Raw genomic sequence first — 21,344 nt, forward strand, 5'->3', positions numbered from 1 at the left:
CCTTGGCCGGACGCCGCCTCAAGCGGAGAAAGAAAATGGCCAAGACAGATCCCAAGCCCCCTGATGCGGCACGGCCCAAGCCCGATGAGCCGGTCAAGACCAGCGACAGCGAGAAACCAATCGTCATTTCGAGACGGGTCTTCAGCGATTTCGCGATGATTTGAGGCGCGGAACCGTCATAAAAGCAATTTCAGGATCGGCCAGGTCGTGACCGCGCGATTTGCGAGGAATGACATTTCAAGGGCCATAGATCAGCCGCCTGCTTGCTGTTCTCAGGCGGGCTGGCAATGTTCAGAAATCACGCCCCAAATGAGTCTTGCACCAGCACGGCGATGGAAGGGGTAGGCCGCGTGCTGTCAGCCGGGATGGAAACGGCGGTGCGAGAGCGTCACGGCGTAGGGTGTCGGGGTCCAAGCGCCGAAGCGGATGCCTGCGCGTCGCAGGGTGCGCGAGACCCAGGTGTTGCAGGTGCGGAAGATGTGGAAGCGACCCGTCGCCTCGAAGAACATATCCGTGTCCGTAAAGCCGGGGGCGGTGAGCGCGATGGCCGCGTAGTCGGCGTCCAGCTTCACCTGTCGCAGGATTGTCGTCAGAAGCCAGGAATACTGAGCGGGTGTGATCGATAGCGTCGGGCTTTGGAAGCCCTGGGGAAGCGGCCCGATCACGTCGGCGCGCAGGACGGCATTGTCGCCGGTGACGGCGCGCCAGAGCGTGGCGGCGGGGACATCGCTGTAGGGGCCTTCGTGGGTGTAGAACGCGCGGCTGCCCCAGCCGATCACCAGCCATTCGGCCTGTGGGTCCGCGAGCGGAAGGCCTGCCTGTTCGAGGTGGAAGAAGCGCGCCCGTGTGCGGGATGTCAGTGGCAGGAGAAGATCATAGTGGATGGGGCCCGCGACCAGCCGGATCTCGATTGGCGGGCCGTCTTCGGCTGAGGGATTGGGGGAGAGCGGGCCGGGGATGAGGGCGCCTGCAATCGCGGCGAGGAGATAGAGGCAGATCAGTGCGACAAGGCCGAGCGCGATGCGGAAGACGGCTTTGCCGATAGTTCGGACTGCGAGGCTCAGACCTTGCCTTCGAAATCGCGGTGCACCAGCTTGGCGTCGCAATAGGGGCATTCGACGAAGCCGATGTCCTGCGGGATGGTCAGCCACACACGCGGGTGGCCCAGTGCCGCTTCGCCGCCATCACAGGCCACGCGGTAGCTGTCGACGATGCGGGTCTCGGGGGCTTGGGTCACCATTGACGGCGTTCCTTTTGGCTGCAAGTAGGTCCGGGGAGACTATATCCGAGAGACACCCGGGGACAAGAGCCGCCATGCCGACAAATGCAATCGAAGTGAGAGGCCTGGAGAAGGTCTATGGCGGCGGCAAGCGCGGCATGTCGAAACCGGCGCTGACTGGCGTGGACTTGGATGTGCCGAAGGGGTCGGTCTTTGGCCTCTTGGGGCCCAATGGAGCGGGCAAGTCGACGCTGATCAACATCCTGGCCGGGCTGGTGACCAAGACCGCGGGGCAGGTGAAGATCTGGGGGTTCGATCAGGATGTGAACCCGCGGCAAAGCCGGGCGTCGATCGGCGTGATGCCGCAGGAACTGAACCTGGATCCGTTCTTTGCGCCGCGTGCCGCGCTGGAGGTGCAGGCGGGGCTGTACGGTGTGCCCAAGAAAGACCGGCGCAGCGACGAGATACTGGAACTAGTGGGCCTGAGCGACAAGGCCGAGGCCTATGCTCGGACGCTGTCGGGCGGGATGCGGCGGCGGCTTCTGTTGGCCAAGGCGCTGGTGCATCATCCGCATATCCTGGTGCTGGACGAGCCGACGGCGGGCGTGGATATCGAACTGCGCCAGATGCTGTGGCAGAACGTGCGCAAGCTGAACGAGCAGGGGATGACGATCATCCTGACCACGCATTACCTGGAGGAAGCCGAGGAGATGTGCGACGAGATCGCCATCATCAACGAAGGCTCGGTTGTGGCGCGGGACAGCACGGCGCACCTGCTGGGCCAGATGGACCGGCGGACGATGGTGATCGAGCCCGAGGAAGAGCCCGGCAAGCTGCCCGAAGGCGAAGGCCTGACCGTCGAGACGCGCCCCGGGGGACAGGTGGCGATCAGCTATCGCTCGACGAAGATGTCGGCCGAGGCGGTGCTGGAGGCGGTGCGGGCCTCGGGGATGCGCATACGGGATGTGCGGACCGAGCAGGCGGACCTGGAAGAAGTGTTCCTGGAGTTGACGCGGTCGCGCTGACGGCGCCTACTTGTCTTGCAGCTTGTCCTCGATGGATTTCAGGCGTTGCAGCACCTCGTCGCGGTAGGTGTCTGTGCGTTCCTCGGCTTCGAGGTTATGGGCGTCCTGCATCGAGTTCACGATCAGGCCCACGACGAGGTTCACCACGGCGAAGGTGGTTACCAGGATGAACGGAACGAAGAAGGCCCAGGCGTAGGGGTAGACCTCCATCACCGGGCGGACGATCCCCATCGACCACGATTCGAGCGTCATGATCTGGAAGAGGGAATAGCCCGAGCGGCCGATGGTGCCGAACCATTGGTCGAACAGCACGGCCTGTTCGGGGGTGCAGGCGGGACATCCGCCACCGAACAGCTTTGTCGCCATGACCGAGCCGATGTAGAAGATGATCCCCATCAGCAGGAAGACCGAGCCCATGCCGGGCAGGGCGTTCATCAACCCCTCGACGACGCGGCGCAGGGACGGGGTGACCGACAGCACCCGCAACAGGCGCAGGATGCGCAAGGCGCGGAGCACCGAGAGACCTTGAGCCGAGGGGATGAGCGAGATGCCGACGATCACGAAGTCGAAGACGTTCCAGCCGTTGCGGAAGAATCCCGTGCCGCGGGCGAAGAGTTTCAGCCCGATTTCGACCACGAAGATCGCAAGACAGATCTTGTCCAGCATGACGATCAGCGGACCGGCGGCCGTCATCGCGGTCTGCGACGTCTCCAGCCCCAGCACCACGGCGTTGAAGAGGATCACCGCGAGGATGAAATTCTGAAAGCTCGTGCGGCTGACGAGGGTTTCGACGCGGGCGCGCAGGCCCTGGGGGCTGGACTGGATTGACTGGCTCATGGCGCTGGATATGGGGCAGGCTGTGCGGGGGCGCAAGGCGCGGAACGCCTTAGTTGTCGGCCTTGGCCAGCATCCGCCCGAGGCCGCGCCCGCCAAGGATGTGCATGTGGTAATGTGGCACTTCCTGCACGCCGGCCTCGCCCGCGTTGGAGATGGTGCGATATCCCGATTTGCCGTCGCCCGGCGAGACGCCGGTCATGGCGCAGACCTGGGCGGTGACGCGCATGAAATCCACCAGTTCCGCCTCGGACGCTTCGGCCGCGAAGTGGTCGTGGCACACGTAAGGCCCCTTGGGGATTACCAGCACATGCACGGGCGCTTGCGGCTCGATGTCATTGAAGGCGAGCGTGTGCTCGGTTTCCAGCACGGTGTCGTTGGGGATCTCGCCGCGCAGGATCTTGGCGAAGATATTCTGGTCGTCATAGGCAAAGGGCATGATGTGCGGCCTCAGTCGGCATAAAGATGGTCGGTTCGGGCGATCTCTAGCGCCTTGTCGGGTGCGATATCAAGGAAACGGGCGATCAGCCCGGCGTTTTCCTCGGGGTCGTTCGACTGTTTCATGATGCTGTGGTTCTCGAATTCGGCATCGCGGATCCGGTCGGATTCGAAGTTGATGTCGCCGCGGATGGTGGGCAGCAGGCGTTCCAGCGTTTCCTTGGGCGTCTGTTCGCCGGCAAGGCCGACGCGGCGGGCATGGCCGACGAGGTAGTGGTCGGTGAACTCGCACTGGATTTCCAGCAGCTTGGTGGTGGAGCGGTCGTTGCAGAAATCCTCGAGCAGGTCGAGATTGCCGGGATCCATGCAGACGATCAGGCGGTCGGTCTCGAAGTAGTCGAACAGCATCCGCATGAGCGCCCGGCGATGGCGCGTGCGCTTGCCCAGCGTGGCCTGGATGCCGCCCAGGTCGGGCAGGTGGGTGTTTTCCTCGTTGAAGAGGTACTCGATGGCCGGCACGTTGGTGATTTGCCGGATCTTGTCGATCATGCGCTTGGCGACGTGCCATTTCTTGCAGACGATGATCATCAGCTCGCGCTCGCGGCCCAGCGTGCTTTCGGTTTCCCAGAAGCGCAGGGCGAAGCGGCGGCCGATGCGCCCGCGCCCGGTGAGAAACTTGAACAGGCTGCGCCCCTCGTCCGAGATGTTGAACCGCGCGGTCTCGTCGGCATAAAGCGCGCCCAGGCGCGTCTTCAGTTCGGTCGCCTCGGCGCTGATCTTGCGGGCGAACAGGGCGTCCTGGCTGAGCAGCAGGTCGTAGTGGTCGTTGTAGAACGTGACCGGCATCCCGTAATCGGTGAACATTAGGAAGGTCAGCGTTCGCGTCCGGATCTCGTCTTCCGGCACGAGGTGCCGCACCAGCGTCTGGAAGAAGGTTTCGTCCGGAATCCAGGTGGTGCGGAAAAAGCGCATCACGTCGCGGCGCTTGCGGGTGAAATCGAGAATCCACTCGATGGTGCGGCGGCGCAGACACCACCATTGGCTGCCGATCTGGATTTGCAGGTCGGCTGGGATCTCGCGGGTGAGGCGCAGCTTTTTCTGGATGTTGAACGAGGCGTAGAACAGTCGCTTATGGTTTCGTTCGTTGAAGAAATGGCGGTATATCAGCCGCTCTTCCTTCATGCCGGTCTTGATCCAGTCGGATGCAAAATAGTCGAAGCTTTCGATGTAATCGACATCGTGGGCGTCGAGAAAATCGTGGGCGTAGCGGGCCGACTTGATGGCGGCGCAGTCACCCGACAGCATGTAGAAATGCGTGGCGCGGGGAAAGGCATCGACCGCCGCCTCGATCGCGTGCAGCGTGGCCTGCACGAGCGACCACTCGCCCCAACCGCACTTGATCCGCTTGCTGGCGAAGGTGACGTTGGGATTGTCGGCCAGCGCCGCGCGTATCTTCCTGTAATGCTCGGGATTTGCGCGGGCGTCGAAGTGGATCGACATGTAGTCGCCCGCCGCGGTCAGCATGTTGGCCTGTCCGATGATCGCATCGGGGTCCTTGTGGCACAGCAGAATGAAGGCGATCCTGGCCATGGGCGAAACGATTGACCTGCTCTTTCGTCGATTGATTATAGTGATAGAGGTGAACGACCGTTGAATAAACAGGCTTTCTTTGGTTTTTTTAACGGGTTAAACACGGTTTGACCCGAGAAAATCAAAGCAGCGGGGTTGGAGGCAGGCGTATGGGCTTTCCCGGTACCTGGATGACGGAAAGCGAGAGCATGGTCTATCGCGTGGTGCCAAAATGCGCCTGCTCGACCATTGGGCAGATCATGTATTTCTCGGACCATGGCGAATTCTTTGACGGTGACATCCACGACGCCACGGATGGCCTGCACAAATGGGCCCGCGACGAAAGCCAGCCGCTGATCAAGGCCAACGTGCGCACGCACACGTCTTACGCGTTCACCTGCGTGCGCAACCCCTATACCCGCATCCTGTCGTCCTTTTTCGACAAGATCTGCGGCATCCAGCGCAACGGCAAGCGGTACCGCGGCAAGCTGGTGCCCCTGTTGATCCAGAAATACGGCATTGAGGTGGGCGGCGAGGACGGCAAGCAGGAGTTCGACCAGATCAAGAGCTTTCGGCGGTTCCTTCTGTTCACCCGCGACACCATCCGCTGGAAACGCCCGATGGAACCGGACATCCACTGGTCGTCGATGTCGGGGCACGTGTCGACCTTCATCGTGAACGGCGGCACCTATGACAGGATTTTCTGGACGGAGCAGTTCAACGACGGGATGGCAGATGTCCTGAAGGCGACGCGGACGCCGAAGAAGGTGGACCTGAAGACGATCCCGCGTTTCAACGAAAGCGAAGGGCACGGGCCGAAACGGGCGCACCCGGTCGAGGATTATTTCGACGATCTGTCGATGCATCTGGTGAAGGAAATCTATCACCGCGATTTCGAGCTGTTCAAATACGATTTCGACGATCCGTCGAACAAGATGCCTGTGGGTGAGATCGACCTGGACGAGGTCCACGCCAAGCTGGGCGCGTAGGCGGGGCGCGCGTGCCGCGCGCGCAGGCCTGTCTCGTCGTCGTGCCTCCTCCTCGGGAATATGGCGAGCGTGACGCTTTCGCCCAACCCTCGACAAGATGGCGAGCGCGGTGATCTGAGCATTTGCGGCAAGAAAAAGCCGGGAACGATATTTTAACGAAGCCGCGGCAAGATTGCACTGCGGTACAGGCTGGAGAGCCGATGACCGTGCAAGGAAAAGTCGCATCCGGGTATCGGGTCTGCATCAGCGCCGTGCCGAACGACGCCCGGCCCGGAAGCGCATCCATGGCTTTTTCTTGCTGAAAATACTCGACTGGCCTGACGCCGGCCTTTCGGGTGGCCGCGTGTCGAACGCGCGGCCCGTCCGAACCGGCACGGAAAATTCGGGATTTTCCGAACTATTTTCTTTCTTCAAGAAAATGGCCTCTCTCAGACCAGCCCTTCGGCCCTGAACATCGCCTCCACGTCCGCCTCTGGCCGGGCGCCGTAGTGGCTGATCACCTCCGCGCCCGCAATGCAGCCCATGCGCCCGGACACCTCCAGCGACGTGCCGGTGGCCAGGCCATAGAGAAAGCCCGCGGCAAACTGGTCGCCCGCGCCGGTCGTGTCGACCGGGGTGATTTCATCGACGGGGACGGTCACGGTGTCTTCGCCGCGCACGATCACCACGTCCCGGCACGAGCGGGTGCAGACGATCAGGCCGCTTTCGGATGCCGCCTGTTCCAGCGCGGTGCCGAGGTCGTCGGTCTCGTAGAGCGCGCACCATTCGTGTTCGTTGCCGATCACGTAGTCCAGTTCGGTTACCAGCTTGCGGAAGTCGGCACGGTGGCGGTCGACGCAGAACGGGTCCGACAGGGTGATGCCGGCCATCCCGCCGCCGTCGCGGCAGGCGCGCGCGGCGGCGAGGAAGGCCGCTTTGCCCTTGTCCTTGTCGAAGAGGTAGCCTTCGAGAAAGAGCAGGCCCGCATTGCCCGCGACCGCGTCGTCGACGTCGTCGGGGCCAAGTTCGGTCGAGATGCCGAGATAGGTGTTCATCGAGCGCTCGCCGTCCGGCGAGACGAAAATCATCGAGCGGGAGGTCGGCAGCTCGCCTTCGCTGGCCGGCGCGTTCACGAAGTCGGTTCCGACATCCGACATTTCCCGCGCATAATCGCGCCCCAGGGCGTCGTCGGCCACGCGTCCGATAAAGGCGGTGGAGAGGCCCAGGGCCCCCAGCCCGGCGATGGTGTTCGCCACCGAGCCGCCCGCCATCTGGGTGCGGTTCTGCATACTGTCGTAAAGGTGTTCGGCCCGATCCTGCTCGATCAGCTGCATGATGCCCTTTTCGATGCCCATGCGGGACAGAAACCCGTCATCGGCCTGCGAGAACACGTCGACGACGGCGTTGCCGATACCCACGGCCTGGTACTTGCTCATATGGTCTTTTCCTCGAACTGGCAGAGGTCGCGGATGATGCAGGACCGGCACATCGGGGCGCGCGCCTTGCAGTGGTAGCGGCCGTGCAGGATCAGCCAGTGGTGGGCGTGCTGCTGGAAATCCACCGGCACGTGGTCCTCGATGGCGCGTTCGACCGCGTCCACATCCTTGCCCGGGGCGATGCCCGTGCGGTTGCCGACCCGGAAGATGTGCGTGTCGACCGCCTGTGCGGGATAGCTCCACCACATGTTCAGCACGACGTTGGCCGTCTTGCGCCCGACGCCGGGCAGCGATTGCAGCGCGGCGCGGGAATTGGGCACCTCGCCGTCGAACTTGTCGATCAGGATGCGCGACAGCTTCATCACGTTCTTGGCCTTGTTGCGATAAAGGCCGATGGTCTTGATATGCTCGATCAGCTCTTCCTCGCCCAGGTCCAGCATCTTCTGCGGGGTGTCGGCGATCTTGAACAGCTCGCGCGTGGCGCGGTTGACGCCCGCATCGGTTGCCTGCGCCGAGAGGGCGACGGCCACTAGAAGCGTGTAGGCGTTCACGTGGTCGAGCTCGCCCTTGGGTTCAGGGGACGACTCCTGGAACCGGGTGAAGATCTCGCGGATCGTGTGGTAGTCGAGTTGCTTGGCCATGGCTTACCTTGTGCCCGCTTTGGTCGGGATGCGCAACATTCGGGTCGCGGCGCTGCGGGTGTGTGACTACATTCCGTATATCGAATGGAGAGCCGTCATGAGCGCAGAAATCAACACCGAAATCCGCGACGGGTATCATTTCAATGTCATGCGCCGGGCAATCGACCTGATCGATGCGGGCGGGCCGGGCGTGAGCCTGTCGGACCTTGCCCGCGACATGAACATGAGCCCGGCGCATTTCCAGCGATTGTTCACGCAGTGGGTGGGCGTGAGTCCCAAGAGGTATCAGCAGTACCTCGCCTTGGGGCAGGCCAAGGACCTGCTGGCCGGGCGGTTCACGACGCTGGACACCGCGCATGAGCTAGGTCTGTCAGGCACCGGGCGGCTGCATGACCTTTTCCTGCGGTGGGAGGCGATGAGCCCCGGCGAGTTCGCGCGGCGGGGCGAGGGGCTGAAGATCACGTGGGGGTGGTTCGACAGCCCTTTCGGCCTGGCGCTGGTGATGGGCACCGAGAAAGGCATCTGCGGCATCGGGTTTGCCAGCGAAACGGGCGAAGAGGCGGCGATGGAGGACATGATCTCGCGCTGGCCGAACGCGGAATTCGTGGAGGACCCGATGATGCTGCGCCCGTGGGTGTTGCAGGCCTTCGGCGCGGGTGACCAGACGGCTGAAAAAGTGCCGCTCTACATGATCGGGGCGCCTTTCCAGATCAAGGTATGGGAGGCGTTGATGCAGATCCCGTCGGGCCACGTGACGACCTATTCGGAGATCGCGCAGGCCATCGGAAACCCGAGGGCCGTGCGCGCCGTGGGCACGGCGGTGGGGCGCAATCCCGTGAGCTTCCTGATCCCGTGCCACAGGGCGCTGCGCAAGTCGGGCGGGCTTGGCGGGTATCACTGGGGCCTGCCTGTCAAACGCGCGATCCTGGCATGGGAAACTGCGCGGGCCGAGGCCGGGTGAGCCCATTTTCTGCGCAGAAAATGGGGCAGGATATGCGCATTTCCTGCCGCCTCTGGGCGGCGGTCGCGACGGTTCTGCGCGGATCACCGCCGGTTTCCCCGTAGAAAACGCTTGGGCCTTGGCCGTAAATTGCTTAGAATCAATGACAGACCCGGCAAACGGGCGCTTGGAACATGAGGCATCAGGATGAGCATCACACAAAAAACAGTCACCCTTTTTGCGGGTTTGTCGATGTTGGGGGCCACGGCCTGCACCAGCCCGGCCTACCTTGACGACACCGCTGTCGACCGCAACCAGAAGGCCAAGCAGGGCGCGTTGCTGGGCGGCCTGATCGGGGCGGGCGCGGGCGCGCTGGTCGCCGACAAGAAGGTCAAGGGCGCGCTGATCGGCGGCGCTGTCGGCGCGGCGGGCGGTGCTGTCGCCGGCAACATGCTGGATCGGCAGGAAGCCGAGCTTCGCAACAACATCGGCAATGACAATGTCGACATCCAGAACACCGGCGACCGCCTGATCGTGACGTTGCCGCAGGATATCCTGTTCGACGTGGACAGCGCAGCGGTGCGTCCGGGCCTGCGCAGCGATCTGTCTGCGGTGGCGCAGAACCTGCAGAACTACCCCGACAGCCGGGTACAGATCGTCGGCCATACGGACAATTCCGGTGGCGCCGAGCACAACCAGGCCCTGTCCGAGCGGCGCGCGAATGCCGTGGCGGACGTGCTGATGAATGGCGGCGTGGCGTTCAGCCGGATCGATGCGTTCGGCCGGGGCGAGGACGCGCCGGTGGCGTCGAACCTGACCGAGGACGGCAAGGCGCAGAACCGCCGGGTGGAAATCGTGATCCTACCCAACGCGGCCTGACGCCGGCGAAGATTATTCGCAGAATAATCTGGTCTTGAATCGAAACGCCCCGCCGAATGATCCGGCGGGGCGTTTGCGTTGCAGGCGGTGTCGTCAGCCGAAGACGCGGCCCAGGGCCTCGTCCACCGAGGAAACGATCTGGTCGATGTCGTCCTTGGTGGAAATAAGCGCGGGCGAGAAGCAGAGCGTATTGTTGAAGCCCGGGATCGACCGGTTGGTCACGCCGATGATCGTGCCCTGCGCCATGCAATCGGCCACGACGGCTTGCGCCTGTTTCTCGGGCACCGGCTCCTTGCTGGCGCGGTCCGAGACAAGCTCGGCCCCGAGGAACAGGCCCTTGCCGCGGACCTGCCCGATGACGGCGTGCTTGTCGGCCAGCGCATTGAGCTGGTCCATCATGTAGTCGCCCATCTTCGTAGTGTTCTCGAGCAGGCCTTCTTCCTCGATGATGGCGACGTTTTCCAGCGCTGCGGCGGGGCCGGCGGTGCAGCCGCCGAAGGTCGAGATATCGCGGAAGTAGTTGAGCGGATCCTCGATATCGTCCTTGAACATGTCGAAGACCTTTTCGTTGGTCACGCAGCAGGCGATGGCGGCATAGCCGGAGGCGACGCCCTTGGCCATGGTCACGAAATCGGGCTCGACGCCGTAATGCTGGTAGCCGAACCAGTGGGTGCCGGTACGGCCCACGCCGCAGACGACCTCGTCGATATGCAGCAGGATGTCGTACTTGCGGCAGATCTCCTGCACGCGGGGCCAGTAGCCTTCGGGCGGGGTGATGACGCCGCCGCCGGCGGTGACGGGTTCAAGGCAGAGCGCGCCGATGGTGTCGGGGCCTTCGGCAAGGATCACTTCCTCGATCGCGTTGGCGGCGGCGATGCCGTATTCCTCGCCTGTGAGATCCCACTGCGCGCGGTATTCAAGGCAGTGCGGCACGCGCACGAAGCCCGGCGCGAAGGGGCCGTATTGCGCGTTGCGTTCGTCCTGGCCGCCCGCCGACATCGTGCCGATGGTCGAGCCGTGATAGTCGCGCTCGCGGTAGAGGATCTTGTGTTTCTTGCCGCCATAGCGCTTGTGCGCGATCTGGCGGACCATCTTGAAGGCTTTCTCGTTCGCCTCGGACCCGGAATTGGTGAAATAGACCCGGCTCATGCCCGGCATCTTGGAAATCAGCTTTTCCGAGAACAGCGCGCCTGGGATCGAACCGGCGGATCCGGCGAAATAGGGCAGCTTGATCAGCTGGTCGCGGATGGCGTTGGCGATGCGCTCGCGGCCATAGCCTACGTTCACCGTCCAGACCCCGCCGGACACGGCGTCGATATGTTCTTTGCCGTGCTGGTCCCAGACTCGCATCCCCTTGCCCTCGACGATGATGCGGGGGGCGCCGGTCTGGAACGGCTGGTGTTGAACCAGGTGGTGCCAGACATGGGCGCGGTCGGCGTCCACGACTTTGTCGATATCATTCAGCAGGTTGCCATCCATCTCAAACTCCATCAGGTCAGGCCCGGCGCGGCGGCCGGGGGCGCGTAGGTGCACTCGGGTGCGACCGCCGTATAATCAGCCTTGAATCCGCGACTGTCGATAGGGCCAGGTGGGGTCATTGTTTAAGTCCAGGAAATTGTGCTTTGCGTCCAGAGTGATGGCGAATTCGTGCAATTCTGCTGATTTCTGAGACGGTTTTCCCGAAACTTCGGTTCGGAAAGGTGGAAGAAGTGCCGCCAGCCAGACAAAATCATTGATCGGAATCGTAAATTCGGCTCGGATGAGGCCGCATCTGCCATCGGGGGCAGCGTGGTGATATAGTTTCTGCCGTGCAGCGCACGACGCCCCCGCAAGGATGGCGCAACGAAAAATAAACGACACTCCAGGGAGATAAGGAAAAATGACACTCAAGTCGAAATTCATGGCCGCCACCACCGGCGCGGCCCTTCTGGCCGGGGCATCCGCTTCGGCGCAGGAAATCACGGTCGGCTACTTCCTCGAATGGCCGATGCCGTTCCAGTATGCCAAGGCCGAAGGCATGTATGACGAGGCGATGGGCATGACCGTGAACTGGGTCAGCTTCGACACCGGCACCGCGATGAGTGCCGCGATGGCGTCGGGCGACGTGCAACTGAGCGTGAGCCAGGGCGTGCCGCCCTTTGTTGTGGCCACCAGCGCGGGTCAGGATTTGCAGATCGTCGACGTGGCCGTGTCCTATTCGGACAACGACAACTGCGTCGTGTCGGCGGCGCTGGAAATCGACAAGGACAGCGCGGGCGAGCTGGCCGGCAAGAAGGTCGCCGTGCCGCTGGGCACCGCCGCGCATTACGGCTTCCTGAAGCAGATGGACCATTTCGGCGTGTCGCTGGACAGCCTGACGGTCGTCGACATGGCCCCCGCCGAGGGACAGGCCGCACTGGCGCAGGGCGCTGTCGACATGGCCTGCGGATGGGGCGGTGCGTTGCGCCGCATGAAGGAAAGCGGCAACGTCCTGCTGACCGGCGCCGAGAAGGAAGAGCTGGGCATCCTGGTGTTCGACGTGACCTCTGGCCCGGCATCCTTCATCGCCGAGAACCCCGACGTGGTGTCGAGCTTCCTCAAGGTGACGGCCGAGGCCAACGCCATGTGGGCGGACGAGGCCAACCACGAGAAGATGCTGCCGGTGATCGCCGAGGATGCGGGCATGTCGGAAGAAGACACGATGGCCACCATCGAGACCTTCGTGTTCCCGCCCGTGGATGAGCAATTGAGCGAGAAATGGCTGGGCGGCGGCGCGCAGGAATTCATGCTGGGCGTTGCGAACGTCTTTGTGGAATCCGGTTCGATCGACGCGGCCAAAGCCTCTTACGAGACGAATGTGAACACCGGCCCGCTGGAAGCGACGCAGTAAGGCGGTTCACGCAGGACAGACCGCGGGCCACGCGCTTGGCCCGCGGCAAACCGATACCATCAAAAATCTAGAAACGAAGGGGGCAGGCATGTCGACACTGAAAATCGACAATCTTTCCATGCGCTTCGATTTGCCGAATGGCGGCCATGTGCAGGCGCTCAAGGACGTCTCGCTGGAGTTGCAGAGCGGTGAGTTGTTGAGCGTGCTGGGGCCGTCGGGCTGTGGCAAGACCACGCTTTTGAACATCGTGGCGGGCTTCCTTGCGCCGACCGAGGGAAAGATCACGCTGAACGATCACAAGGTGACCGGGCCCGACGCGGAGCGCGGCATGGTGTTTCAGCAGGGCGCACTGTTCGAATGGATGAGCGTGCGGGACAACGTGAGTTTCGGCCCTCGCATGAAGGGCGAGAGCAAGTCGAAATACATGCCGACGGTCAATCACCTGCTGGATGTGGTCGGCCTGAAGGATTTCAAGGAAAAGGCCATTTACGAGCTGTCCGGCGGGATGCAGCAGCGCGTGGCGCTGGCGCGGTGCCTGGCCAACGATCCCGACGTTATCCTGATGGACGAGCCGTTGGGCGCACTGGATGCCCTGACCCGCGAGAAGATGCAGGGGCTGGTGCTGAAGCTGTGGAAGGAAACCGGCAAGACGATCATCCTGATCACCCACTCGGTCGAGGAGGCGCTGCTCCTGGGCGAGCGCCTTTTGGTGATGGCGCCGCGGCCGGGGCGCATCCACAAGGAATATCGCCTGCCCTTTGCCGACCTGGGCGTGGGCAAGGACCTGCGCGAGGTGAAGAAGCACCCCGAGTTCGGCCAGCGGCGTGAGGAAATCCTCGAGATGATTTGGAACATGGAAGAAGAGATCATGGGCCGGGTGGAGGAAAGCGCATGACCGGGTTCATTGTTCTCGCGCTTTACGTGGCCGCGTTCTTTGTCGCGTATCTCGCGGTTTCGGCGCTGTACCGAGCGTTCTTTGCGCGGGCCGATTTCACTGCGCTGAAGACGGTCACCTTTGGCGATGAAAGCGCCGTGCGTCCGAACCGGGCGGCCAGCGTGTTGTCGGTGATCACGATCTTCTTGCTGTGGGTGGCCTTCACCAACTCGAGCCTGCCGCTGCCGCAGGCCTCGTCGCCCTATCTGGGGGAGGTGACGTTCACCTATACCTCCACCCTGCCGGACGGACGAGCGGACGATGCCGAGGTGACCGTGCTGGTCTACCGCGAGGATATCAGCCAGACGGTGGATGCCGAGGGCAATCCGGGCCGCATCCCGGCCGCGCCCGAGGTGGAGCCGGGCGACGGGTTTGCCAAGAACGACAGCATCGTGGTGCCGCGATACGGCTACAAGGTGATCAATGTCCTGGGCAATGACGAACTGGGCCGAAGCGAGGATGCGGTCGTGACCGCGCTCAATGGCACCGAGGTGCAGGCGGGCGAGATGATCCAGCTGCCCGAGGGCACGGTGGGGCTGACCGACAAGGGCACGCCGACCTTCTCGCCCTCGACCGGCAACCGGATGCAGCGGCTTTACCTTCCCGCGCCCGAGGTCACGGTGGACAGGTTCTTCGAGCTGAACGAGGAGGGCTATCGCAACTATACACTCTGGCAGCACACGTGGATCTCGCTTCAGCGGGTTCTGCTGGGCTTCTTCTTCGGGGCGCTGGTGGGGATACCGCTGGGCTATGCCATGGGCCTGACCAACTGGGCGCGCGGCTGGTTCGACCCGATTGTGGAGTTCATGCGGCCGGTGCCGCCCTTGGCGCTGATCCCGCTGATGATCATCTGGTTCGGCATCGGTGAGCAGTCCAAGGTGATCCTGTTGTTCCTGGCGGCGCTTTGGATCATGGCGATCGCGGCGCGGGCCGGGGTGTCGGGCGTGGCGATCTCCAAGGTGCACGCGGCCTATTCGCTGGGCGCGAGCAAGTTGCAGGTGCTGACCAAGGTGATCATTCCCAACAGCCTGCCGGAGATTTTCACCGGCGCGCGGGTTGCCATGGGGGTTTGCTGGGGCACGGTGGTGGCCGCGGAACTGGTGGCCGCCGAGCGGGGCCTTGGCATGATGATCATGGTCGCGTCGAAATTCCAGCTGACGGATATCGTGATCGTCGGGATCATCCTGATCGGGGTCATCGGGTTCCTGATCGACGTCGGCATCCGGATGCTGGAGAAATGGCTGGTGCCCTGGAAAGGGCGCGTCTGAGGGCCGCGAATACCGCGAAACGCCCGGCCACCCGTGCCGGGCGTTTTTCGTTATGGCGAGTTGATGCGGATCAAGGAAACCTGCGCTTGCTAACGGGCAGGGTGAGGCCATGGAAATCGCGGAACTTCTGATGGCGTTGGGTGTGCTGTTCCTGGCCGGACTGGCGGCGGACCAGGCGGGCCGGTTCACACGCCTGCCCCGTGTGACGATGCTGTTGCTGTTGGGGCTGGTCGCCGGACAGGCCGGGCTGGACCTGATCCCGGGCGACCTGATCGCATGGTTCGAGATCCTGTCGATCGTGGCGTTGACGATGGTGGCCTTCCTGCTGGGAGGGACGCTGACTCGCGAGACGCTGGCGCGGCACGGGCGGGCGATCCTGGTGCTGTCGGTGGCCATCGCGGGCGGGACCGCGCTGGTGGTCGCGGGCGGTCTGACGGCAATCGGAGTGGACTGGCGCCTGGCGCTGGTGCTGGGGGCGATTGCCACGGCGACCGACCCTGCGGCGATGACCGACGTAATCCGGCAGGCGGGTGTGAAGAGCGGGTTCACCGAGACATTGAAGGGGATCGTCGCCATAGACGATGTCTGGGGCCTGATCCTGTTCAGCCTGGTCCTGTCGCTGGTGTCGCAATCCAGCGGCCTGGGCGAGATGCTGGCGGGCGCGGCGCATGACATCCTGGGTGGCGTCGCCCTGGGCGTGGCGCTGGGCGTGCCGGCGGCGTTGTTGACCGGACGGCTGACACCGGGAGAGCCGCAGCAGGCCGAGGCGATCGGGATCGTGTTCCTGACCGCGGGGATGGCACTGTGGCTGGAGGTGTCGTTCCTGATCGCGGGGATGACGGCGGGGGCGGTGGTGGTGAACTTTGCGCGCCACCACGAACGGGCCTTCCACGAGATCGAACACGTGCAATGGCCTTTCATGATCCTGTTCTTCCTGCTGGCGGGGGCGACGCTGGAGGTGGAGGCGCTGATGGCGCTGGGCTGGGCCGGGTTGCTTTACCTTGGCCTGCGAATGCTGGCCCGTGTTCTGGGCAGTTTAGCCGGCGGCTGGCTGGCCGGGGCCAGCGCAGCGGAGCGGCGGTGGTACGGCCCTGCGCTGTTGCCGCAGGCGGGCGTCGCGGTGGGCATCGCGCTGGTCGCGGGCGAGACGCTGCCCGACTGGTCGGGCACGATCATGGCGCTGACCATCGCCAGCACGGTGGTGTTCGAGATCGTGGGTCCGCCGCTGACGCTGCTGGCGATCCGGCGGGTGGCCCGGCAGGACGATTAGGCGCGCATATCCTTGGGCGAGCCCATGACCACGAAAGAGGTGATCGCGTTGACCTGCGGCAGGGTGCCGATGACATCGGTGTGGAACGCCTTGTAGGCGGGCAGATCGGCGACCTCGATGCGCAGCAGGTATTCGACCGAGCCGGTGATGTTGTGACACTCCACCACTTCGGGGGCGATGGCCATGGCGCGCTCGAAGGCGACCTGGCTGGCCTTGGTGTGGGCGTTGAGGCCGATCGTGGTGTAGGCGACGAAACCGACGCCCAGCTTGGAGCGGTCGAGTACCGCGCGAAAGCCGGTGATGATGCCGCGGCGTTCAAGATCCTGCACCCGGCGGAGGCAGGCGGAGGGGGACAGGCCGACTCGCTCGGCGAGAACGAGATTGCTGATCCGGCCATCGCGCTGAAGCTCTTGCAATATTTTGTCGTTTATATGGTCCATGTGTGCAATCGATTGCACATAAATGGCTCAGACGCAAAAGAACACAATTCCATGCCGTGGTGTTCGGCATAAGTTTGCGTCATGACACTTGATCTGCTCACTGTACTTTTGGCGTTTGCCTTTGTCTCGGCGATGACGCCGGGGCCGAACAACCTGATGCTGGTGGCATCGGGCGCCAATTTCGGATTTCGCCGGACGGTGCCGCATATGTTGGGGATCACGATCGGCTTTCCTGCCATGATCTTCCTGGTCGGGTTGGGAGTTATGCGGTTGTTCGACCTGTGGCCGCCCAGCTATGTGATCCTGAAGGTGCTGAGTGTCGCGTACCTGCTGTACCTTGCATGGAAGATCGCCAATGCCGCCCCGCCGCAGGAGGCGAAGGCCGAGGGCAGGCCTCTGACCTTCCTCCAATCGGCGGCGTTCCAGTGGGTGAACCCCAAGGCATGGACCATGGCCCTGTCCGCGATCACGCTTTACGCGACCAGCCGGGATCTGGCGGCAATCCTCTGGGTGGTCGGGGCCTTCTTCGTGGTGTCTTTTGTCAGCACGACAAGCTGGACCGTTCTGGGCCAGCAGGTTCAGCGCTTTCTGAAGGACCCGGGAACTCTGCGCAAGTTCAACATTTTCATGGCTGTGCTGTTGGTGGCGACGCTGATCCCCGTGCTATGGCCCGGTGCCGAACAGGGTGGCCTTGCGCGGTAACGACGATGCTGCGATGACATGGCCATGAAGATCACGCTGCTCCATACCGCCGACGTGCATCGGGAGCGGTTCGATCGCATCCGCGACCGGATCGCGCCGGATATGATACTCAAGCACGTGGTGCGGCCGCGCTGGTTGCAGCGGGCGCAGGACGGGATCGATGCCGCGCTGGAGCAAGAAATTGCAGGCGTGATCGCCCGTGCTCCGGGGCCGGTTCTGTGTACCTGCACGACGCTTGGGCCGGTGGCTGAGAGCGCGGGCGCGATGCGGGTGGACTGGCCGATGATGCGCGCGGCGGCGGGGGCGCAGGGGCCGGTGTTGATGGCGTTCTGTCTGGAGAGTACCTATGCGCCCAGTCTCGCTCTGCTGGAGCGGGCCTTGGCCGAGCAAGGGACGCCGCAAAAGGTCTATCCCCTGCCGATGCCGCAATACTGGCCGCTATTCGAGGCGGGCGAGACGGACGCCTTTGACGCCGTGATCGCCGGCGAGGTGCGGCAGGCCGTGGCCGCGCAGGGCGACGTGGCGGCGGTGGTTCTGGCGCAAGCCTCGATGTCGGGGGCGGCGGCGCGGCTGGAGGATCTGGGCGTGCCGGTGCTGAGTTCGCCGGAGTTGGCGCTGCGGGCGGTTCTGGACGTGGCGGGCGGCTAAAGCCGTTTGAACATGTAGGTCGTGGAATGCAGCGCGCGCCCGTCGGGATCGAGGGCGAAGTCGGGGATGATGCCCGCCACCTCGAACCCCACGGACGCGTAAAGCGATTGAGAGACGTCGCCGCTGCGTGTGTCGAGGGTGATGTTGGTCTTGCCCAGGGTGCGGGCGTGGTCCAGCGCGGCGGACAGAAGTGCACGCCCCAGACCGCGGCGGCGCGCGGTGGGATGCACCATCATCTTGGCGATCTCGGCCCGGTGCGGCTGGTTCTGCGGCATGGCGGTGATCAGCTGGACCGTTCCGGCAAGTTTGTCGCCAAGGTGGGCGGCGAACAGGCTGCGGGCGTTGGCGGTCACATGCGGAAAGACGTCGTTGCGCCAGAAGGCGCTGGCCGTCTTGGGCGCGAGCGGGTGCAGGAAGCTCACGGCAGCGCCGTCGGCCACGGTGTCGATCAGCAGGCGGGTCAGACCGTCGAGGTTTTGCTGCAGCGCGGGGCCGGTCAGCGCGGTGATGTGGAGCGCGGTCATGCGAGCGCCAGAAGGTAGCGGGCGCCGTCCGGTCCGGCGCGAAATTCCGACACGCCGTGAAGGCGGTAGCGCAGGCAGTCGCCGGGCGACAGGCTGTGGGTCTCGCCGTCGACGGTGATCTGCAACGCGCCTCCCAGCAGCACGAAATGATGTTCGTGGCCCGGCACGCTGGGGTGGTCGTAGGAGATATGCGCGTGCGGTTCGAGCGTTGACTCAACCAGTTCGATTTGCAGATCGACGCTGGGAGGCGAGACGTTGCGGCGGTGAAAGCCGTGGCTGGCATCGTGATAGACCGGCTGGGCGTCGCGAGGCACCAGCGCCTGAAAGCGGCTTTCCAGCGGCGAGATCAGTTGCGAGATCGGCAGGCGCAGGGCGGTCGAGAGCTTGGCAAGGGTGTCGGCCGTAGGGCTGACCTCGCCATTTTCGATCCGCGAGAGGCTGGCGCGGCTGATGGTGCTGGCCTTGGCCAGATCCGCAAGCGTGAGGTTGCGCGACTGGCGCAGGTCGCGGATGTGTCTGGCCAGCGGGGGCGGGACGGCGAGAGATGATTCCATAAATGGGAATAAATTCCACTTTCGGGATTCACGCAAGCCGGAACTTGCGAAGTCAGTTGAACCCTCTGGCCCTTTCCATATATCCCGTTGGCGAAACAGGAGCACGGGCATGACCAATTACCTCGACTTTGAGAAGTCCCTCGCGGAAATCGAAGGCAAGGCCGAAGAGCTGCGGGCGATGGCGCGGACGACCGAGGGCATGGATGTCGAGGACGAGGCCGGGGCGCTGGACCGCAAGGCGGCCACCATGCTGACCGACCTTTACAAGGACCTGACGCCGTGGCGGAAATGCCAGGTGGCGCGGCACCCGAACCGGCCCCATTGCAAGGACTACATCGAAGCGTTGTTCGAGGAATACACGCCGCTGGCCGGCGACCGGAACTTTGCCGACGACCACGCGGTGATGGGCGGGCTGGCGCGGTTCCGGGATACGCCCGTGGTGGTGATCGGCCATGAAAAGGGCAACGACACCAAGTCCCGGATTGAGCGGAATTTCGGCATGGCGCGGCCCGAGGGCTATCGCAAGGCGATCCGGCTGATGGATATGGCGGACCGATTCAATCTGCCGGTCATCACGCTGGTCGACACGCCCGGCGCCTATCCCGGCAAGGGGGCCGAGGAGCGCGGTCAGAGCGAGGCGATTGCCCGCGCGACCGAGATGTGCCTTAAGGCCGGTGTGCCGCTGGTCAGCGTGATCATCGGCGAAGGCGGATCGGGGGGTGCGGTCGCCTTTGCGTCGGCCAACCGGGTGGCGATGCTGGAGCATTCCGTCTACTCGGTCATCAGCCCCGAGGGCTGCGCCAGCATCCTGTGGAAGGATTCCGAGAAGATGCGCGAGGCGGCCGAAGCGTTGCGCCTGACCGCGCAGGACCTGATCAAGCTGGGTGTGATCGACCGGGTGATCGACGAGCCCAAGGGCGGGGCGCATCGCGATCCGACGGGGGCGATGGCCTCGGTCGGCGATGCGATCGGTTCGATGCTTGGCGGGCTGAAGGACCTGTCGCGCGAAGAACTGGTCCGGGACCGGCGCGAGAAGTTCCTGAAGATGGGGGCGAAGGGGCTGGCCGCCTAAAGGGTGACGCCCAGCCGTATGAGCGCCCATGTCGCGCCCGCGATATGGGCCAGCGTGATCATCACCGACGCAAGGTGCAGCAATTTGAACCGCTTGGAGTGCCCGGCATCCGTCGCGGCGTTGATCCGCGGCATCAGGGACTGGCGCGCGTAGAGCGTGGTGAGCGCTATGACCACGAGAATTGCCATGGACAGCAGGTCATTGAAGGCCGCGCAGAGGGCGGCAAGGCCGGACGTGCCCAGCACGAACAGGTAGAAATGCGGAAAGGCGCGGCGGATCAGCGGGCGCGCCGTTTCTTCCGGTAGGGCTCGCAGGACGAAGGCGGCAAAGCCGAAGGAATAGAGCGTCATGCCGCCGAACAGCAGCGCGGTCAGAAGCAGGGCGAGGATCGTCATGTGACCGTCTCCGGTTTTTTTGCGGTGCCGATATAGATCACCTGCCTGAACGGCAGCACGCCGAAGGTGAAGTCCAGCCTTCGGTTCAGGCCGGTGGGGCCGAGACCGGCCATCTTGCCGGGGGTCAGCCCGGCAGCTTGCAAGCCATCCGTCAGTTCGCCGGGCTTGATGAACATCGCCGGATCGTGGGTGCCCTTCGGCAAGAGGCCAAGGATATCCTCGGCCACTGTGATGGTGGCCAGACGCGAGATCATGTTGCGGTTGATGGTGTCGAACAGAAACAGCCCGCCGGGTTTCAGGACGCGGGCGACCTCTTGCAGGACCTGCTCCAGGTCCGAGACATGCTCCAGCACGTCGACGCAGACGACCGCATCGAAGGCCGCATCGTCATAGGGCAGCGCCTCGCCCACGCCGGTGTCGTAGCGGATGTCGAGGCCCGATTGCGCGGCATGGGACCGGGCCGTGGCGATGGCCTCTTTCGCGGGGTCGATGCCGATGACCTGCGCGCCGCGCTGCGCCATGGCCTCGGCCATGAAACCGCCCGCGCAACCAAGGTCGAGCACGCGTTTGCCCGCCCAGTCTATATGCCGGTCAAAGAATTTCAGGCGGGCGGGCACGAGGTTTTTGAGCGTGCGCACCCAGCGCAACTCTTCCGACCACCACGCCGTGGCGGCGGCGTCGTAAATCTCTTGCTTGTTACGGGTTTTCGCAGTCATGGG

The 21,344-nt window shown here is 63.8% G+C and carries 26 protein-coding genes; 12 read left to right on the forward strand and 14 right to left on the reverse strand.

What is annotated here, in order from left to right; translation table 11 throughout:
- Window positions 1–35 precede the first annotated feature (35 nt).
- Window positions 36–164: a hypothetical protein gene (locus tag ACQY4V_RS18270; protein ID WP_428514147.1), complete on the forward strand. Its 129-nt coding sequence runs from the start codon at window positions 36–38 to the stop codon at window positions 162–164.
- A 192-nt stretch (window positions 165–356) separates the two neighbouring features.
- Here ACQY4V_RS18270 and ACQY4V_RS18275 read toward each other — a convergent pair whose 3' ends face one another.
- Entirely contained in the window at window positions 357–1,115 is a 759-nt protein-coding gene (locus ACQY4V_RS18275; protein WP_428514149.1) for a TIGR02117 family protein, read from the reverse strand.
- Complete coding sequence (locus ACQY4V_RS18280) at window positions 1,061–1,240, reverse strand: zinc-finger domain-containing protein (RefSeq protein ID WP_222451573.1); 180 nt, start codon at window positions 1,238–1,240, stop codon at window positions 1,061–1,063. The genes ACQY4V_RS18275 and ACQY4V_RS18280 overlap by 55 nt, the downstream gene beginning before the upstream one ends.
- Before the next feature lie 74 nt (window positions 1,241–1,314).
- Between ACQY4V_RS18280 and ACQY4V_RS18285 the strand changes: the two genes are divergently transcribed.
- Window positions 1,315–2,244 carry an ABC transporter ATP-binding protein gene (locus ACQY4V_RS18285; protein ID WP_428514151.1) on the forward strand — a complete coding sequence of 310 codons (930 nt, stop codon included), beginning with the start codon at window positions 1,315–1,317 and terminating at the stop codon, window positions 2,242–2,244.
- Window positions 2,245–2,250: 6 nt separating this feature from the next.
- Here the strand turns inward: ACQY4V_RS18285 and ACQY4V_RS18290 are convergent, their stop codons facing one another.
- From ACQY4V_RS18290 to ACQY4V_RS18300, 3 genes are read right to left on the reverse strand one after another with little or no spacing between them, the layout of a single operon-like run.
- Complete coding sequence (locus ACQY4V_RS18290; protein WP_428514153.1) at window positions 2,251–3,081, reverse strand: ion transporter; 831 nt, start codon at window positions 3,079–3,081, stop codon at window positions 2,251–2,253.
- 49 nt (window positions 3,082–3,130) lie between these two features.
- Complete coding sequence (locus ACQY4V_RS18295; RefSeq protein WP_428514155.1) at window positions 3,131–3,517, reverse strand: histidine triad nucleotide-binding protein; 387 nt, start codon at window positions 3,515–3,517, stop codon at window positions 3,131–3,133.
- 11 nt (window positions 3,518–3,528) lie between these two features.
- The gene (locus ACQY4V_RS18300; protein ID WP_428514157.1) at window positions 3,529–5,106 is read right to left on the reverse strand and encodes a DUF5928 domain-containing protein; all 1,578 of its coding nucleotides are present in this window, start codon (window positions 5,104–5,106) and stop codon (window positions 3,529–3,531) included.
- 149 nt (window positions 5,107–5,255) lie between these two features.
- On the opposite strand from ACQY4V_RS18300, the gene ACQY4V_RS18305 reads away from it, so the two are divergent.
- Window positions 5,256–6,074: a sulfotransferase family protein gene (locus ACQY4V_RS18305; protein ID WP_428514159.1), complete on the forward strand. Its 819-nt coding sequence runs from the start codon at window positions 5,256–5,258 to the stop codon at window positions 6,072–6,074.
- A gap of 428 nt (window positions 6,075–6,502) precedes the next feature.
- Here the strand turns inward: ACQY4V_RS18305 and ACQY4V_RS18310 are convergent, their stop codons facing one another.
- Together ACQY4V_RS18310 and nth are read right to left on the reverse strand one after the other, a co-directional pair.
- Window positions 6,503–7,489 carry an adenosine kinase gene (locus ACQY4V_RS18310; RefSeq protein ID WP_428514161.1) on the reverse strand — a complete coding sequence of 329 codons (987 nt, stop codon included), beginning with the start codon at window positions 7,487–7,489 and terminating at the stop codon, window positions 6,503–6,505.
- Window positions 7,486–8,130, reverse strand: a complete 645-nt coding sequence (gene nth / locus ACQY4V_RS18315; RefSeq protein WP_152490823.1) for an endonuclease III — start codon at window positions 8,128–8,130, stop codon at window positions 7,486–7,488. Before nth ends, ACQY4V_RS18310 begins: the two co-directional genes overlap by 4 nt.
- Window positions 8,131–8,227: 97 nt before the next feature.
- Here nth and ACQY4V_RS18320 point away from each other — a divergent pair, with 97 nt between their 5' ends.
- Together ACQY4V_RS18320 and ACQY4V_RS18325 are read left to right on the forward strand one after the other, a co-directional pair.
- Entirely contained in the window at window positions 8,228–9,091 is an 864-nt protein-coding gene (locus tag ACQY4V_RS18320; RefSeq protein WP_428514164.1) for a methylated-DNA--[protein]-cysteine S-methyltransferase, read from the forward strand.
- Between the two features lie 186 nt (window positions 9,092–9,277).
- Complete coding sequence (locus tag ACQY4V_RS18325; protein ID WP_428514166.1) at window positions 9,278–9,949, forward strand: OmpA family protein; 672 nt, start codon at window positions 9,278–9,280, stop codon at window positions 9,947–9,949.
- Between the two features lie 93 nt (window positions 9,950–10,042).
- Here ACQY4V_RS18325 and ACQY4V_RS18330 read toward each other — a convergent pair whose 3' ends face one another.
- Both ACQY4V_RS18330 and ACQY4V_RS18335 read right to left on the reverse strand, forming a co-directional pair.
- Window positions 10,043–11,428: an aspartate aminotransferase family protein gene (locus ACQY4V_RS18330; RefSeq protein ID WP_428514168.1), complete on the reverse strand. Its 1,386-nt coding sequence runs from the start codon at window positions 11,426–11,428 to the stop codon at window positions 10,043–10,045.
- Between the two features lie 75 nt (window positions 11,429–11,503).
- The gene (locus ACQY4V_RS18335; protein ID WP_428514170.1) at window positions 11,504–11,851 is read right to left on the reverse strand and encodes a hypothetical protein; all 348 of its coding nucleotides are present in this window, start codon (window positions 11,849–11,851) and stop codon (window positions 11,504–11,506) included.
- Here ACQY4V_RS18335 and ACQY4V_RS18340 point away from each other — a divergent pair.
- The 4 genes from ACQY4V_RS18340 to ACQY4V_RS18355 all read left to right on the forward strand — a co-directional run bounded on the left by ACQY4V_RS18340 (window position 11,829) and on the right by ACQY4V_RS18355 (window position 16,290).
- The gene (locus ACQY4V_RS18340; protein ID WP_428514172.1) at window positions 11,829–12,818 is read left to right on the forward strand and encodes an ABC transporter substrate-binding protein; all 990 of its coding nucleotides are present in this window, start codon (window positions 11,829–11,831) and stop codon (window positions 12,816–12,818) included. The genes ACQY4V_RS18335 and ACQY4V_RS18340 overlap by 23 nt on opposite strands.
- Before the next feature lie 88 nt (window positions 12,819–12,906).
- Entirely contained in the window at window positions 12,907–13,713 is an 807-nt protein-coding gene (locus ACQY4V_RS18345) for a taurine ABC transporter ATP-binding protein (protein WP_428514174.1), read from the forward strand.
- Window positions 13,710–15,020, forward strand: coding sequence for an ABC transporter permease (locus ACQY4V_RS18350; RefSeq protein WP_428514176.1), 1,311 nt, complete (start codon window positions 13,710–13,712; stop codon window positions 15,018–15,020). The genes ACQY4V_RS18345 and ACQY4V_RS18350 overlap by 4 nt, the downstream gene beginning before the upstream one ends.
- Window positions 15,021–15,129: 109 nt before the next feature.
- Entirely contained in the window at window positions 15,130–16,290 is a 1,161-nt protein-coding gene (locus ACQY4V_RS18355) for a cation:proton antiporter (protein WP_428514178.1), read from the forward strand.
- Here ACQY4V_RS18355 and ACQY4V_RS18360 read toward each other — a convergent pair.
- Window positions 16,287–16,730, reverse strand: coding sequence for an Lrp/AsnC family transcriptional regulator (locus ACQY4V_RS18360; protein ID WP_428514180.1), 444 nt, complete (start codon window positions 16,728–16,730; stop codon window positions 16,287–16,289). The genes ACQY4V_RS18355 and ACQY4V_RS18360 overlap by 4 nt on opposite strands.
- 81 nt (window positions 16,731–16,811) lie before the next feature.
- Between ACQY4V_RS18360 and ACQY4V_RS18365 the strand changes: the two genes are divergently transcribed.
- Both ACQY4V_RS18365 and ACQY4V_RS18370 read left to right on the forward strand, forming a co-directional pair.
- A complete protein-coding gene (locus ACQY4V_RS18365; protein ID WP_428514182.1) occupies window positions 16,812–17,432 on the forward strand; it encodes a LysE family translocator in 621 nt (206 codons plus the stop codon).
- A 24-nt stretch (window positions 17,433–17,456) separates the two neighbouring features.
- Window positions 17,457–18,080, forward strand: a complete 624-nt coding sequence (locus ACQY4V_RS18370; RefSeq protein ID WP_428514184.1) for a hypothetical protein — start codon at window positions 17,457–17,459, stop codon at window positions 18,078–18,080.
- Here ACQY4V_RS18370 and ACQY4V_RS18375 read toward each other — a convergent pair.
- Complete coding sequence (locus tag ACQY4V_RS18375; RefSeq protein ID WP_428514186.1) at window positions 18,077–18,604, reverse strand: GNAT family N-acetyltransferase; 528 nt, start codon at window positions 18,602–18,604, stop codon at window positions 18,077–18,079. The genes ACQY4V_RS18370 and ACQY4V_RS18375 overlap by 4 nt on opposite strands.
- Window positions 18,601–19,158 (reverse strand): helix-turn-helix domain-containing protein, encoded by a 558-nt coding sequence (locus ACQY4V_RS18380; RefSeq protein ID WP_428514188.1) that lies wholly within the window; start codon window positions 19,156–19,158, stop codon window positions 18,601–18,603. Before ACQY4V_RS18380 ends, ACQY4V_RS18375 begins: the two co-directional genes overlap by 4 nt.
- A gap of 109 nt (window positions 19,159–19,267) precedes the next feature.
- Here ACQY4V_RS18380 and ACQY4V_RS18385 point away from each other — a divergent pair, with 109 nt between their 5' ends.
- Entirely contained in the window at window positions 19,268–20,230 is a 963-nt protein-coding gene (locus tag ACQY4V_RS18385) for an acetyl-CoA carboxylase carboxyltransferase subunit alpha (RefSeq protein ID WP_428514190.1), read from the forward strand.
- Here ACQY4V_RS18385 and ACQY4V_RS18390 read toward each other — a convergent pair.
- Both ACQY4V_RS18390 and ubiG read right to left on the reverse strand, forming a co-directional pair.
- Window positions 20,227–20,625, reverse strand: a complete 399-nt coding sequence (locus ACQY4V_RS18390; protein WP_428514192.1) for a DUF4149 domain-containing protein — start codon at window positions 20,623–20,625, stop codon at window positions 20,227–20,229. The two genes, ACQY4V_RS18385 and ACQY4V_RS18390, sit on opposite strands and share 4 nt — an antisense overlap.
- Window positions 20,622–21,341 carry a bifunctional 2-polyprenyl-6-hydroxyphenol methylase/3-demethylubiquinol 3-O-methyltransferase UbiG gene (gene ubiG / locus ACQY4V_RS18395; RefSeq protein ID WP_428514194.1) on the reverse strand — a complete coding sequence of 240 codons (720 nt, stop codon included), beginning with the start codon at window positions 21,339–21,341 and terminating at the stop codon, window positions 20,622–20,624. Before ubiG ends, ACQY4V_RS18390 begins: the two co-directional genes overlap by 4 nt.
- Between the last annotated feature and the right edge of the window lie 3 nt (window positions 21,342–21,344).

Origin of the sequence: Roseovarius sp., from assembly GCF_965277045.1 — a bacterium.
Taxonomy (GTDB): Bacteria; Pseudomonadota; Alphaproteobacteria; order Rhodobacterales; family Rhodobacteraceae; genus Roseovarius.